We start from the raw sequence: 13,445 nt of genomic DNA on the forward strand, positions 1-13,445 counted from the left end.
GTCGTTGTCCTACATCGTCCTTCTAGGGCGCGCCGGGGCCAAAGAAATAAATGCGAGCGGTCAATGACAATCGGCGTAGAGTGGGTAGCCTACCCATTGGGAGCATGGCATGGACACTTATCCGGCAGCAAACAGCAAAGGCTTCGACATTTACCCGCTAGTCTACAAATACGATCCGCCGCGTGAATGGCATGAACGACGGCCGGATCGCAGCTACAGCGCCTCCGTAGTGATCTGCCGGGAGGGGTTCGCGCCGACGGCCGACAGCGGGCGGGTCTTCCAAGTGCCGGACGCACAGTGGGCCGATTTGGGTGTGGCGAAGCGCGCAGCGGTCCAGCACGGGGCGGACATCATCGAAGGACTGGTCACCGGCGAATCGCTGGCGGGCCTTTGAAACATGGATGCCGCTTGCCATGCTTACCGGGCCGGGCCAACATGCTGGACCATCGCTGATCGGGTGACCCAGCGCCCAAGCGGCCATACGAAAAGCGTTGGTTTGAGAAGAAGGAGAAAGACTCTATGTCGAGACAGCTCAAGAACAAGGCCGAATTGCGCGCCATGCTTCGTGCGGAACAGGCAAAGTTTTCTGAATGTGAAGGTGCCTGCTTCGGTGACGTGTTATGGCATTCCGCCGACGCAGGCGGTTGCAACTGGAGTCTGTCAACGATGGAAGGTGGCAACAGCGCTGCATGCCTAGAGGCGATCCGCCCCTTTGAAAATCGGCTGCGCGAACTGTACAACATACCGGACGAAGGGATCTAACGCACTGGCCGCGATACGATCAGAGAGTTATGACCTGGAATGTCTCGCATCCCGACGAAGGCTGGCCAGACCTGCGGTCACCGTCCTGCACCCCGGACCAGGGCCATCAGTAGCATGGGCCGCAGCCGTCAAGCAAGCATCCGCCGGCTCGCGGGAAATGGAAACTGAGATTGCGTGAGGTATTTCGTGCGTACGCTGCTGTATTTTAGTCTGAGAGATAAGGCCAGCGCGCGACTGGGCAATCTGGCCAGTACCCCGGCACTCGTCGCAGGGCCGTGGTTTGTCCAGCGCGACAATCCACCCATCGAGGGATTGCCGAGGAACGACGTCGCTCAGACCACGTACCGCGAAGGCGGCGATCACAGGAATCTTCGTCGGCGCGATTGTCGGCTCGCTTGTCATCTTCGGATACGGCGTTTCGGCCGGCGCTAGCACCCCTGCCGTGGCGTATGTTGGCGCTGTCATGCTTGGCGCGATGATCGGATGGTGGGTCGGCGGATTGGTCGGCGCCAGGATCGGCCGCTTTGCACTGTGGCGGCAGAATGCGCGAAGGGCACCCGGCCAGTTGCTGATGGATCGCCAGTTGCGAATCGCGATCGAAGGAAGCCCTGAAGGAGATCGTAAGCGAACTGCGCGCATAGTGACCTGATGCCGAATTTCAGATGGATATGATTGCCGCTTCGGATCGGACGTGCCGATGCGGCCCCGCAAACGTATGTTTTGCAGCCTGATCGAGAAAGAAGTTTGGCGGCCGAATCCCCAGGTACCTATGGTGGGATCCTACTGCTCCGGACTCACATCAACTTCAATCCATACTGGTCGTGGTACTACATTGAAAAAAACTCCTAGAAGGTGAAGATGGCTATGGATCGCGTGACGGAGTACCGTGGATTCGATATCCATGTCGATCTCAATCTGGCATCCAAAGACATGTTCGACGTCTGGTTCCAGGTTGAGGGACCCATGAGTCCGCCAGGCGTCGCAGCGATTGGCAAGCGAATCAAAGTCTTTGGCGGGCCGTACTCCAGACGTTGGGCTTACCTGGTGGCGGAGTTGGCAGGACGGGCCGCCGTGGACGTTATTCTTGGGCCGGATGAATGAGCGGGGGTCAGATATGCAACGACGCGTCACGATTGGTAAATATGAAGTGCTGATCGAAGCTGAGCAACACCTCGGTCCCGCCCAGTCGGTCGGAGCGGGTGGATACGTTGGGGCTACGAGGCGACGCTGGAGAATGAGGACCGGGTGCGGCTGTGCGGGCCATATTTTTCCTTGTCGGGGTATGACAACCAGCGCGCGGCCGAACAGGCTTCCGTCCAACGTGCGGGGATTGCAGCGGACGGCTGGCTTGGGGACATTTGAACGGGCGCTTCCTAGGCGCGCGCAGCGCGCTGGCCCGGCCCGTCGCCTCGGTGCTGACGCTTTTGGATGCACTAAAGCTCAAGCCGGGCGCAGGTCCATCGAGTCTTGTTGTCCGTGGAGACGCGCATTCTCATGGATGCCGGCACGGCCCGGTACAGCCGGCACGCCGAAACCTACATTAAGAAATTCTCGCATGCAACGCAGCCGCACCTTTTCCACCGACGATAGCATGGATGAACCTGTGGCCCGCTCGCGAACGCGTATGCGCCAGTAGGTCGTGCGGGTCAGGCAGGCGCAGCACGACGGGGGCGAGGTCGCACTGGCCATGCAGGTGTTGCACCATCTGCGGCGCAGCTATTCCGAGCTGGTGCGGCTCAAACGGCGATCAGGCTAGGGTTGCGCGGCATGTGGCACATTTGCTGGATCAGCCTGAGATGCTCGCGCTCGGACGTCAGTGAGTCGAGAAGCGAGGCCGGCAGTTTTGTGGCATTGCCCGTATCCTCGGCACGCCGCTGCAGCCGGCGGATCAGCGTGATCTGTCGCCTGATCATGGCGCGGCACAGGGCGACGTGCTGCACGCCCATTTCGTAATGGGCATCGGGCGGGTGGGGTCCACGGCAGGGGGCGACGAACGCTGTCGGTTGAAGGACATGCCTCTACTATAGATTGCCGCTTGGCGATCGCTGAACCTCTTTGGCCTGCTGCGGGCGCAGTCCTCTCCTGCCCATCCATGGCGGCAATAGGAAGCGGGCCCGATGGATGACGGCTGCTTGCCGGGACCCGGTCGACTACCCGGCACCAGGCTACGGTCGTCTCTCGTCGACCCTAAGCGGTCTGCGACTCGTGGTCAAAGGAGTCGCCACTTTGAAGCCGAGCAATCTAGTTCCTAAACCGCAGAAGAAAGAGGACAATTAACGTGAAAATGAGGTCCGCTTTAGGTGGTCCGATCGATAGGCATGTTATCCGTCGTGACGAAGCGGTAGACGGACCCATTACCTTCCGCGTGTTCGGAGCGTCCGTTCTCGGGTATCACTTCCCGCCAAAACACCTCCGCCGCCACATTGCCAGGGTAACTTGAAACGACCCACTCACCTGGATGTGCTCGAAAAAGCTCTATGGCCGCTGCCCGACCGATGCCAGCGCGCCGATAGGCAGGAGCCACCCAAAATTCGGCCATTTCCTGCACGGATCTCGCCACCTCGCGAACGAGCGCAAAGCCAGCAACTCTGCCTTCTATAAAGAAGAGATATGGCTTGCGACCTGCTTCTTCCCAGTACAACGGCAGATACGGGTACTCAGTGCTCGCGCCAAGTTCGATAAGACAATCGCGCAGTAACGTCCCCAAGATTTCAGCCTGTTCAATCGTTGCATGGACGACGCTGAGAGCGAGGCGCGCCTTGTTCATAACGGATAACACTGAAATGACCGGACCACCTTTGCGTCCGTGTCGATTTCGTGGTTAAAAATGCTAAAACGAGATTGGCTGTTCATATCTAATGGCTTCCTTGGATGATGGCGTTTCGGGCTGCGAGAACGCTCTGTAGCCTGCTTTCTACCGACTCGTCGCGCTCCAAGCAGAGCACAGGGCAATTCAGCTTCTTCATCCACTGCCTGTGGCGTTCAAGACTACGACCTTCTGCAGTGCCAGCGTCATACTGGGTGGCCCACGCCATAAATTCCGGATCAGCCTGCCCAAAGCGGCGCTCTTCACGCAGCTTGAGCCGAGCTAGACGGATAGCGGTGGGAAGGTAGAGAAAGACCACAAGATCAAAAGCATTCTCAAGTTCTTGGCCCCAATGGATTACAGCGCCCGCCACGACAGCTTCGGGACTCGTGTGCAAGTCGTTCAGCAGTAAGGAGCAGCGTTCCTCGGCTCCGAACTTCTGTTGGTACGGTGGATCGGTGGGGCGCCAGAAATAGTCGTCGGTTTCGAGGACACGCGCGTGGGCAGCTTCGCCAAGGGCGGTAGCCAACGTTGATGTGCCGGAGCCCGCCGCCCCTGTGATCAGGATATACATGCCAGCAATCGGAATTGAAGTGAAGGGCCGATTATATCGATGTGCTGTCGTGGCTACGAAGCATCCGGATCCTGCGGCTTCTAATTAATGCCGGCGAAACTTTTGACATGACTACGCCGAATCTCGTATGGGCACCGCCCCGCCGCCTTCATGGATTGCCCCGTGTTGATTAGGACAACGTTCCGACTGACTGCTCATGGGCCGCTCGCAGTCCTTCCCCTGAATCGATGCCACGAAGGGCGCCTCACGAATCTCCAGCTTGCGTAACGCCAGTCTGTGGATTTGCCCGAGCCTCGAGAAAATCCACCAGCATCTTTCCGACCGGCGACAGCGTATCGAAGTCGCGCGAGCAAATGGCAAACCGGCGGCGGGCCCAATCGTCGCGCAAGGGGATTGCGCGAATACCAAGTGCCTGTGCAACGGGTTCCGCTATCTCCTGCGGGATGATGGCCAATCCCAGATTTGCGCGAACGCAGCGCAGGGCGGCATCGAATGTGGATACGACTGCCCGGTAGTCGATACGTCGGCCAAGAATTGCGGCATGTCGATTCAGCATGGTCTGGACGGCTGTTTGCGCCGGCATGCCGATATGCCGATGATCCAGCGTCTGGGCGAACGCGCAATTGTCAGCCCGGGCGAGCGCATGCGAACCATGGAGGATCGCTGCCAGATGGTCTGCCCGATACGGGCGGGTCTGAAATCCTTCCAGATCGGCCGCATCCCAGCAAATCGCTAGTGGTGCCGAGCCTTCGCGGAGCGACCGCACAACGTCGATGCTCAGGCTTTCCTCGATCGTGACACCCACATCCTGATGACCCGGGATCTGCAGGAAGGCAGCGATGTCGTCCGGCAGCGATTCCGCCATCGACGATACCGTCGCCAGCAGGCGCACCTGACCCCGAATGCCCGAGCCAAAGTCAGCCATGTCGCGCGACACGCGGTCGGCTGCGGCCAGCATTGCGCGTGCATGAGTCAGCACAATTTCGCCGGCGGCGGTAGGCACCACGCCACGGCGGCGACGGTCCAGCAGGCTTGTGCCGACCGTCTCCTCAAGCTGCGCCAGCCGCTTGCTGATTGCGGACGCCACGATATGTTGCTGCTCGCCGGCGCGCGCGATGTTCTGGGTTTCGCACACGGCGACGAATAGCCGGAGGGTGGTCAGGTCGAGATCTCGCATGCCCGGATTGTAGGCTCAAACATTCCGATATGGAACGATAGCGATGGCGGAAGATCGCTTCCGATTGTTTTTGGAACGGCATAGAGTGGCAGTTATCACGTGTCTCTTCCCGGCGTCCCGCCGCAAGCCATGACCCCTGCATCGCATCACCAGAAACCGGCCGCCTGGCCGTCGCGCGCCGTCGTCCGGGAAGTCGGATTGCGTGACGGGCTGCAGAGTATTCAGACCATCGTCCCCACCGAACACAAGAAGCGCTGGATTCGTGCTGCCCACGCGGCAGGCCAGCGCGAGATGGAGGTGGGCTCATTCGTCCCCGCACGACTGTTGCCGCAACTGGCCGATACCGCCGAGCTGGTGGCGTTCGCCCGCACGCTGCCGGGGCTGTTCGTCTCGGTGCTCGTGCCCAACCTGCGCGGCGCCCAGGATGCCATCGCCAGCGGTGCCGACCTGATGATCGTGCCGTTGTCCGCCAGCCACGCGCAATAGCCTTGCCAATCTGCGTAAGACCCCCAACGACGTGGTGGCCGAGGTGGCACGTATCCGCGCGGCGCGCGACGCCGCGGGGTCGAGGACGCTTATCGAAGGTGGCGTGGGCACGGCCTTTGGCTGCACGCTACAGGGTCGCGTGGAGCCCGATGAAGTGCTGCGGCTGATGCAGGCGCTGCTCGACGCGGGCGCCGATCGCGTGAGCCTGGCCGACACGGTGGGCTACGCCGATCCGCGCATGGTCCGTGAACTGTTCGAGCGCGCCGTGGCGATTGCCGGCGACCGCTTCTGGTGCGGCCATTTCCACGATACGCGCGGACTGGGCCTGGCCAATGTGCTGGCGGCCATGCAAACCGGTGTCACGCGATTCGATGCCTGCCTGGCCGGCATCGGCGGCTGCCCGCACGCGCCCGGCGCCAGCGGCAACGTGACGACCGAAGACCTGGCCTACATGCTCGGCAGCATGGGCATCGAGACCGGCGTCGATATCGATGCACTGCTGGCATTGCGACAGCAGGTGAAAGGCTGGCTTGCCGGGGAAACGCTGCACGGCACGCTCTGGCGCGCTGGATTGCCCAAAACCTTTGCTGCCGGCGCCCATCGCGCGGTGGCTTGATCGACATCCTGGACCGTACCATGCAACAAGAGAACCCATCGCTGCCGTTGGCCGGCATCCGCGTCGTCGAATTTACCCACATGGTGATGGGGCCCACCTGCGGCATGATCCTGGCCGACCTGGGCGCCGAGGTCATCAAGGTGGAGCCGCCCGGTGGTGACAAGACCCGCAATCTGCCCGGGCTGGGCATCGGCTTTTTCCGTGCCTTCAACCGCAACAAGAAGAGCGTGGTGCTGGACATCACGACCGAAGAAGGGCGCGCGGCCGCGGCCGAACTGGCCGGGCAGAGCGATGTGCTGCTGGAAAACTTCCGGCCCGGCCTGATGGAAAAGCTCGGTCTCGACTACGCAACGTTGTCCGCAAGGTACCCGCACCTGATCTACGTTTCCCACAAGGGCTTCCTGCCCGGACCGTACGAAAAACGCCTGGCGCTCGATGAAGTCGTGCAGATGATGGGCGGCCTGTCCTACATGACAGGGCCGAAAGGACGGCCGCTGCGCGCGGGCACTTCGGTCAACGACATCATGGGCGGCATGTTCGGCGCCATCGGCGTGCTGGCCGCGCTGCGCGAACGTGATCGTACCGGCCGTGGTCAGGAGATCCAGAGCGCGCTGTTCGAAAACTGCGTGTTCCTCCCGGACCGTACGAAAAACGCCTGGCGCTCGATGAAGTCGTGCAGATGATGGGCGGCCTGTCCTACATGACAGGGCCGAAAGGACGGCCGCTGCGCGCGGGCACTTCGGTCAACGACATCATGGGCGGCATGTTCGGCGCCATCGGCGTGCTGGCCGCGCTGCGCGAACGTGATCGTACCGGCCGTGGTCAGGAGATCCAGAGCGCGCTGTTCGAAAACTGCGTGTTCCTGGCGTCGCAGCATATGCAGCAGTTCGCGATAACGGGCGAAGCGCCGCCGCCGATGCCCTCGCGCGTGTCGGCCTGGAGCGTCTATGACGTCTTCACACTGGCGGACGGCGAGCAGCTCTTCATCGGTGCGGTCAGCGACAAGCAGTTCGTTACGCTCTGCCACGTGCTCGGGCATTCAGAACTGGTCCACCGGCCCGAGTACCGCGATAACGCGTCCCGTGTGGCCGTGCGGCCCCAGTTGCTGGAAGAACTGGGCACCATTCTTCAGCACCATCGCCCCGAAGCATTGATGCCCCAACTCGAGGCCGCAGGCATCCCTTATGCGCCGATCGTCCGCCCGGACCAGTTGCTCGACGATCCACACCTGAAGGAAAGTGGCGGGCTGGTGCCGATGCAGATGGACGACGGCTCGATGGCGCCTACGGTCCTGTTGCCGCTGTTGATGGGCGGCAGGCGCCCGGGAGTCAGGCATCCGTTGCCCAGGGCCGGCGAGCACAACGACGAAGTGCTCGGACGCATGCCAAGACCAGGTGACTGAGCCAGGCCAAATTGCCTTACCGCTGTTCCCATAAAAAAGACGGAGACAACCATGATTTCACGCCCCTACTGGAGGGCCGTGGCGGCTGCCACGGGCTTTCTACTCTGCGCCGCGTTGCCCGCGCTGGCTCAAGTCGGCAAGCCGGTGCGGCTGATCCTGCCGATCAGCGCGGGCTCCGGCGTCGATGCCATCGCCCGTACCGCTGGCCCCGCGCTGGGCAAGGCCATGGGGCAACCCGTGGTGATCGAGAACCTGCCCGGAGCGGGTGGCATCACGGGTGCGGCCGCCGTGGTCAAGGCGCAACCTGACGGCCTGACGCTCGGACTGGTGTCGAACAATCACGTGATCAATCCGAGCGTATTCAAGTCGATGCCCTTCGACCCGATCAAGGACGTGACGCCGATCAGCGTAATCGGTGCCACCCAGCTCGTTCTGGTGGTCAATCCGAAAGTCCCCGCGAAGAATGTCAAGGAACTGGTGGCGCTGCTCAAGGCGAAGCCCGATGCCTACAACTATGCGTCGTCGGGGAACGGCACGATCATCCACCTCGCAGGGGAGATGTTCCTGAGCGAAGCCGGCGTCAAGGCGAATCATATTCCGTACAAGGGAACGGGCCCAATGGTGACCGACCTGCTTGGCGGACAGGTGGACATGGGTGTGGTGGCACTCAATGCCGCATTGCCTTACCTGAAGGCCGGCACATTGCGTGCCATCGGCGTGTGTGGCAATACGCGCTCGCCCGTGGCTCCCGATGTGCCGACTATCGCGGAGCAGGGCCTGCCCGATTACCACGTCGAAGGCTGGTTCGCCGTCGTCGGCCCAGGCAACATGAAGCCCGCCGATGTGAAGCGGGTACACGATGCCTTTGCCACGGCGTTCTCGAGCCCCGAGGTGGTCGAAGCCCTGAAGAAGCAGGCAACCGCCATCAAGCCCGGATCCCCGGAGGCGGCGGCCCAATACTTCCGTACCGAAGCCGACCGTTACGCCGGCCTGGTGAAGAAGGCCAACGTCAAAGTCGAATAATCCATCTCACCGAGAACATGTCCATCTACCAGCTTGGCGAACTTGCGCCGTCTATTGCCGAAAGCGCATTCGTGGCCAGCGAAGCCACCATCATCGGCCGCGCCGAACTTGCCGGCGACGTCAGCGTCTGGCCCGGGGCGGTCATCCGCGCCGATAACGAGGCCATCCGGATCGGCGCAGGCAGCAACATCCAGGAAGGCGCCGTGCTGCATACCGACCCAGGGTGCCCGCTGCAGATCGGCGAACGCGTCAGCGTGGGCCATCAGGCCATGCTGCATGGCTGCACTGTGGGCGACGGCGCGCTGATCGGCATTCAAGCCATCGTGCTCAACAACGCGAACATCGGTGCAGAATCGCTGGTCGCGGCGGGCGCGCTGGTGACGGAAGGTAAGACATTTCCGCCGCGCTCGCTGATCCTTGGCGCACCGGCCAAGGCAGTCCGCGAGCTGACGGAGGAAGAGGTCAATAACCTGCGCGCCAATGCCGACGACTATGCCCGGCGCGCTGCGCTCTACCGGACGACATTGAAGCGCATCGCCTGAGCGGCGATATCTTTTGCTTCAACCGCAGCCGGCAATCAGACCGGCGCGGGACTTTCCATCCAGACGGAGGTGACATGCATTACAAGACGCTGGCTTCAGCCAGTGCGGCGGCGCTCGCCTGCACGCTTTGTGCAAGTGGGGTCCACGCGCAAGCATCGACATCGGTCACGTTGTATGGCCTGGTCGACACGGGCATCGAATTCCTGAACCATGCCGGTACTGGCGGCGCCGGCTCGGTGTATCGCCTGTCGCCGGGCAACGTGACCGGATCGCGCTGGGGCCTTCGCGGAAAAGAGGATCTGGGCGGCGGCCTCGGAGCGGTGTTCGTGCTGGAGAGCGGCTTCAACAGCGACACCGGCACGTCCGGGCAGGGCGGTCGCCTGTTCGGACGGCAAGCCTACGTGGGTCTGCAGAATCAATGGGGACTCATCTCGCTGGGCCGACAGATCAACACGCTATACGACCTGTTTGTGCCGCTTGATCCCGTGCGCTACACGAGCTACGGCCTACTGGCGCAGGACGCGCAGTTCGCGACCGTGCAGACAACGCGATCAAGTACACCGGCAATTTTGGCAATCTGACGATTACCGGCATGTACAGCGCCGGCTACGATGCCACGATCGCCAACGGCAGCGAAGTGCCGGGGAACCCGCGCATCGGCCAAGAGGTCAGTGCCGGCACGTCGTATACGATCGGCAAGCTCGGTATGGTGCTGGCCTACGACCAGCGTCGAGGTACTTCGGGGGCTTCGGCAGGCAACCTCGAACGACGCTACGCCACGGGATTGCTTTGGACCGACGGCGCGTTCACGGCGACGGCAGGTTACCGGTTCCTGCAGGGGACGATAGCCACGCCGTCGCTGCGCGCCCATCTTTACTGGATTGGCGGGTCGTACAACTTCACGCCCGTTTTCGTGGTGCGCGCTGGCGTCTATCGTACTGACCGTCGCGACTCTTCCAACGACGCCATGAGCTATGCCCTGGCAATCGCCTACACTTTGTCGAAGCGCACCGACCTCTACTTAAACGCCTCATTCATGGACAACAAGGGGGCTTCTACACTCGGCGTGGTGAACGGGGGATCGGTGGCGCCCGGTGTCGATCAGACCGGCGTGGTCGCGGGAATCAGGCACATTTTCTAGGGCTTTGGAGCGTCGCCGACCTTCTGTGCCTCGTCTGCCCTGAGTGGCTGGCTTGCATGTGCTTGGAAGGTCGGCACGTCGCCGTGCTTAATAAGCAATATAGCAATATAAAGCACTTTGCGTTTCCAGTAGAAGCGTCGCAAAAACAAAGACTTAGCCCGGTATCCTGATCGCTTGAACTCACGTTGAGTGATTATCAGTTCGTCGGGTCACGCCGATGCGGTCAGTCGTTACGCTTCCCACAAAAGACAATTAACCGCCAGGAATTAAAGACGTCACTGACACTTAACGTGTCTTTTGATGCGCATATGGCTCAACTGGCCGGCTCGCAGAGCGATGTCAGGAATCACGCGCAATCAGCTCGATGCTCTGCACCCCTGCACGTGCTGGGCAACGCTCAACTGTTCGAATTGGTCATTGCCAATCTGACCAAGAATGGCTCGAGGTGATCAAGCGGGCAGGCAAGGGCTGGATTCTGATCCGCTGTGAGATGTGAGGCAGCGACGTTTACGTCCTACGGGTGCGTGGGTTCCTGGGCATGCTGGCCCGGATGCTGCAACCATTCTTTTCGCATCCGCGCATCGGGTATCGGACTGGCCTTTTTCAGGGACGTCTTGCGCGGTCGGAGGGCTTCGATTTCCTGCATTCGGTCGAGCATGAGTTTCACCGAATTCGCGCTTCAGTTCCCCAAACATAAGGTTTGCCGTCGTTCCGCATGGCGGGGGACCACCCCAGGCGGTTTCCCGAGCCCTTTCAGGTCCGCCGATCACGCCCGCTTAGCACCATATGGATCAGGATTTCTTGCCGTTTTTCATTGACTTTATGGCGAATGACCCCTACGGTAGGGGCATGCCGCCACGTCGCCCCCCTAAACACACTCCCATCCTCGTGAAAGGATGTCTTGAGCGTCTCGGCCAGCGCCTGATCATTGCCCGAAAGCTGCGGGAAATGACTCAAGAGCAGCTCGCAGCACTTTCAGATGTATCTCCCTCAACCCTGAGGTCTTTGGAAGACGGGAGCGACGGCGTTTCCATCGGCAACTTTCTAAAAGTGTTGCAGGGACTGCAGTTGCTTGAGCAAGTGGAGGGGTTGCTCGATCCGCGGCTGGACCCGGAAGCCCTGAACTTTGCCGAACGACAAGTCGGCAGACGCTGATGCCAACCGTGCCCGTGTGGGCCTGGCTCCCGGGCCACGACGCTCCCTCGCATATCGCCGAGCTCACCGTTGAGCGCGCCGCCAGGTTCAATTATCGAAAAGAGTATCTGGATCGCCCGGAGGCCATCCCTCTTGATCCGGTCGAGCTGCGTCTCGTACGCAGCGCACGTGGAATTGCCGTGTCTGCGGCAGACGGGCTTCCGGGGGTCATCAGGGACGCCAAGCCTGCTGGCTATGGAGCAGACAGGCTGAACGCCCACGCCGGAAAGGACCTTAGCCCACTTGAACTACTTGAACGCGGTGTCCCGGATGGTGTGGGGGCGCTGGAGGTCTGCGCAGACATCGAGCGCAAGCTCGCTTGGGTTCCAAAGGAATTAGACGATCTTAAACCGCTCGCAGAAACGTTGGATCACATCGCGCCTGCAAGTCGGGCGCTACGGCGTCTGAACGAGGATCTCGATACGAGCGCCGGGGGCGAGCGACCAAAGGCGACGCTCGTGCACGCTGGCCGTCTGTGGCTAGCGAAGATGCAGGATCGCGGCGACCGGATCGCCATGCCTGCTCGCGAGTTCGTCACCATGACCTTGGCCAAGATGGCAGGCCTCGATGTCGCTCCCGTGGTACTGCACACGTTCGGTTCACATCAGGTTTTGCTCGTCGAGCGATTCGACCGCACGGGAGATCCCTATCGGCCGCAACGGCGCCTTTTCGCGAGTGCGCATACGGTGCTCAGACTGCCGCTGGACGCTGTCCGAGGCGATCCGCGCCGCTCGTATCTGAACTTTGGTGACGCGTTGCGAATCTGGTGCAGGGGGCGCGAGGACTTGAGCCTCCAGCTGTGCGAATTGTGGCGGCGTATGGCGTTCAACGCGTTGGTCGGCAATACCGACGATCATCCCCTCAACCACGGGCTGCTGCACGAAGGCAAGGGCCAGCGCGGTTGGCGCCTGGCTCCCGCATTTGATATCACGCCTGTCATGTCCGTCGGTCCGCAACCGCTTGCCGATGGGCCCATTCTTTCCATGGCCACTAGCGCGGACGGCTCCGCTCGAACCGGCGTGAGGCAGTTGGTTGACGCCGCCAGCCACTTCGGCATGAATGCCGAGGTGGCCAAGGAGTGGGTTCAGGACACAGCCAATTTGATCGCAGGCCACTGGGAATCGATGCTAAGAGATGCAGCCCGGCCTGTCGCCACGGACGTCGGCATGCTCGACCGCCTGATTGCAGACGCTCGGGTTGCTTTCTCGTTCAGTGAGTGGATTCACGACAATCTTTGATTGAAACCGGGAGGCAGGCGCCTTGCCCCGGATAGCGACTGAGACTGAAATTACCGCGCCGCGGTTCGCGTAGTCACCCATGCTATTGTGATAAGAATGCTTATCGCGATAGTGCTCAAAAAATCGCGCTCAACGCATTCGACTATGAGACCAAGCACGGGCTTAGTGGAGCGGCCCCTTGAATCTCAGGACACCCGGCACCTCTTACAATAAGAGGTAGTCTTGTGACTAGTTTCAAGCCTAGGCAAATCGTGGAAAGCATCGAAATTCTTACCGAACCTGAGCGGCGGCGGCGCCGTTCAGTCCAAGAAAAGCTCGCCATCGTTCAGGAAACGATGGAGCCGGGTGCCACGGTTTCGGCGGTTGCCCGACGGCATGGGCTCAATCCCAATCAGGTGTTCGCATGGCGCAAGCAGTACCAGGAAGGAAGCCTGGCCGCTGTGAGCGCTGGCGAAGCTGTGGTCAGCTGTGGTCCCGGCCTCGC

Annotated in this window: 12 protein-coding genes and 4 pseudogenes; 12 read left to right on the top strand and 4 right to left on the bottom strand. The window is 61.3% G+C overall.

What is annotated here, in order from left to right; all coding sequences use genetic code 11:
- The first annotated feature begins 109 nt into the window (after positions 1-109).
- The 3 genes from D9X30_RS29095 to D9X30_RS29105 all read left to right on the top strand — a co-directional run bounded on the left by D9X30_RS29095 (position 110) and on the right by D9X30_RS29105 (position 1,863).
- Positions 110-394 (top strand): hypothetical protein, encoded by a 285-nt coding sequence (locus D9X30_RS29095; RefSeq protein ID WP_153950026.1) that lies wholly within the window; start codon positions 110-112, stop codon positions 392-394.
- Between the two features lie 125 nt (positions 395-519).
- A complete protein-coding gene (locus D9X30_RS29100; protein ID WP_153950025.1) occupies positions 520-762 on the top strand; it encodes a hypothetical protein in 243 nt (80 codons plus the stop codon).
- A gap of 864 nt (positions 763-1,626) precedes the next feature.
- Entirely contained in the window at positions 1,627-1,863 is a 237-nt protein-coding gene (locus D9X30_RS29105) for a hypothetical protein (protein ID WP_153950024.1), read from the top strand.
- Between the two features lie 635 nt (positions 1,864-2,498).
- Here D9X30_RS29105 and D9X30_RS29110 read toward each other — a convergent pair.
- The 4 genes from D9X30_RS29110 to D9X30_RS29125 form a co-directional block, all read right to left on the bottom strand.
- The gene (locus tag D9X30_RS29110; protein WP_153950023.1) at positions 2,499-2,702 is read right to left on the bottom strand and encodes a hypothetical protein; all 204 of its coding nucleotides are present in this window, start codon (positions 2,700-2,702) and stop codon (positions 2,499-2,501) included.
- A 356-nt stretch (positions 2,703-3,058) separates the two neighbouring features.
- Positions 3,059-3,529 carry a GNAT family N-acetyltransferase gene (locus D9X30_RS29115; RefSeq protein ID WP_153950022.1) on the bottom strand — a complete coding sequence of 157 codons (471 nt, stop codon included), beginning with the start codon at positions 3,527-3,529 and terminating at the stop codon, positions 3,059-3,061.
- A gap of 88 nt (positions 3,530-3,617) precedes the next feature.
- Entirely contained in the window at positions 3,618-4,142 is a 525-nt protein-coding gene (locus tag D9X30_RS29120) for an AAA family ATPase (protein ID WP_153950021.1), read from the bottom strand.
- A gap of 244 nt (positions 4,143-4,386) precedes the next feature.
- Positions 4,387-5,319 (bottom strand): LysR family transcriptional regulator, encoded by a 933-nt coding sequence (locus tag D9X30_RS29125; protein ID WP_153950020.1) that lies wholly within the window; start codon positions 5,317-5,319, stop codon positions 4,387-4,389.
- 129 nt (positions 5,320-5,448) lie between these two features.
- Between D9X30_RS29125 and D9X30_RS29130 the strand changes: the two are divergent.
- From D9X30_RS29130 to D9X30_RS29170, 9 genes and pseudogenes are all read left to right on the top strand, one after another.
- Positions 5,449-6,421, top strand: a pseudogene (locus D9X30_RS29130) (hydroxymethylglutaryl-CoA lyase).
- Positions 6,422-6,441: 20 nt separating this feature from the next.
- A pseudogene (locus D9X30_RS29135) lies at positions 6,442-7,044 on the top strand (CaiB/BaiF CoA transferase family protein); the annotation flags it as partial.
- A gap of 11 nt (positions 7,045-7,055) precedes the next feature.
- A pseudogene (locus tag D9X30_RS29140) lies at positions 7,056-7,823 on the top strand (CaiB/BaiF CoA transferase family protein); the annotation flags it as partial.
- A 51-nt stretch (positions 7,824-7,874) separates the two neighbouring features.
- A complete protein-coding gene (locus D9X30_RS29145; protein WP_153950424.1) occupies positions 7,875-8,846 on the top strand; it encodes a tripartite tricarboxylate transporter substrate binding protein in 972 nt (323 codons plus the stop codon).
- 17 nt (positions 8,847-8,863) lie between these two features.
- A complete protein-coding gene (locus tag D9X30_RS29150) occupies positions 8,864-9,388 on the top strand; it encodes a gamma carbonic anhydrase family protein (protein WP_153950423.1) in 525 nt (174 codons plus the stop codon).
- A gap of 74 nt (positions 9,389-9,462) precedes the next feature.
- Positions 9,463-10,529, top strand: a pseudogene (locus D9X30_RS29915) (porin).
- Positions 10,530-11,315: 786 nt separating this feature from the next.
- Complete coding sequence (locus D9X30_RS29160) at positions 11,316-11,684, top strand: helix-turn-helix transcriptional regulator (protein ID WP_228771153.1); 369 nt, start codon at positions 11,316-11,318, stop codon at positions 11,682-11,684.
- Positions 11,684-12,961, top strand: coding sequence for a type II toxin-antitoxin system HipA family toxin (locus D9X30_RS29165; RefSeq protein ID WP_153950422.1), 1,278 nt, complete (start codon positions 11,684-11,686; stop codon positions 12,959-12,961). Before D9X30_RS29160 ends, D9X30_RS29165 begins: the two co-directional genes overlap by 1 nt.
- Before the next feature lie 224 nt (positions 12,962-13,185).
- Positions 13,186-13,445: transposase (locus D9X30_RS29170; protein ID WP_502799700.1), on the top strand; the 260-nt coding region annotated here is incomplete at its 3' end.

This window comes from Cupriavidus sp. U2, from assembly GCF_009663685.2.
GTDB lineage: Bacteria > Pseudomonadota > Gammaproteobacteria > Burkholderiales > Burkholderiaceae > Cupriavidus > Cupriavidus necator_C.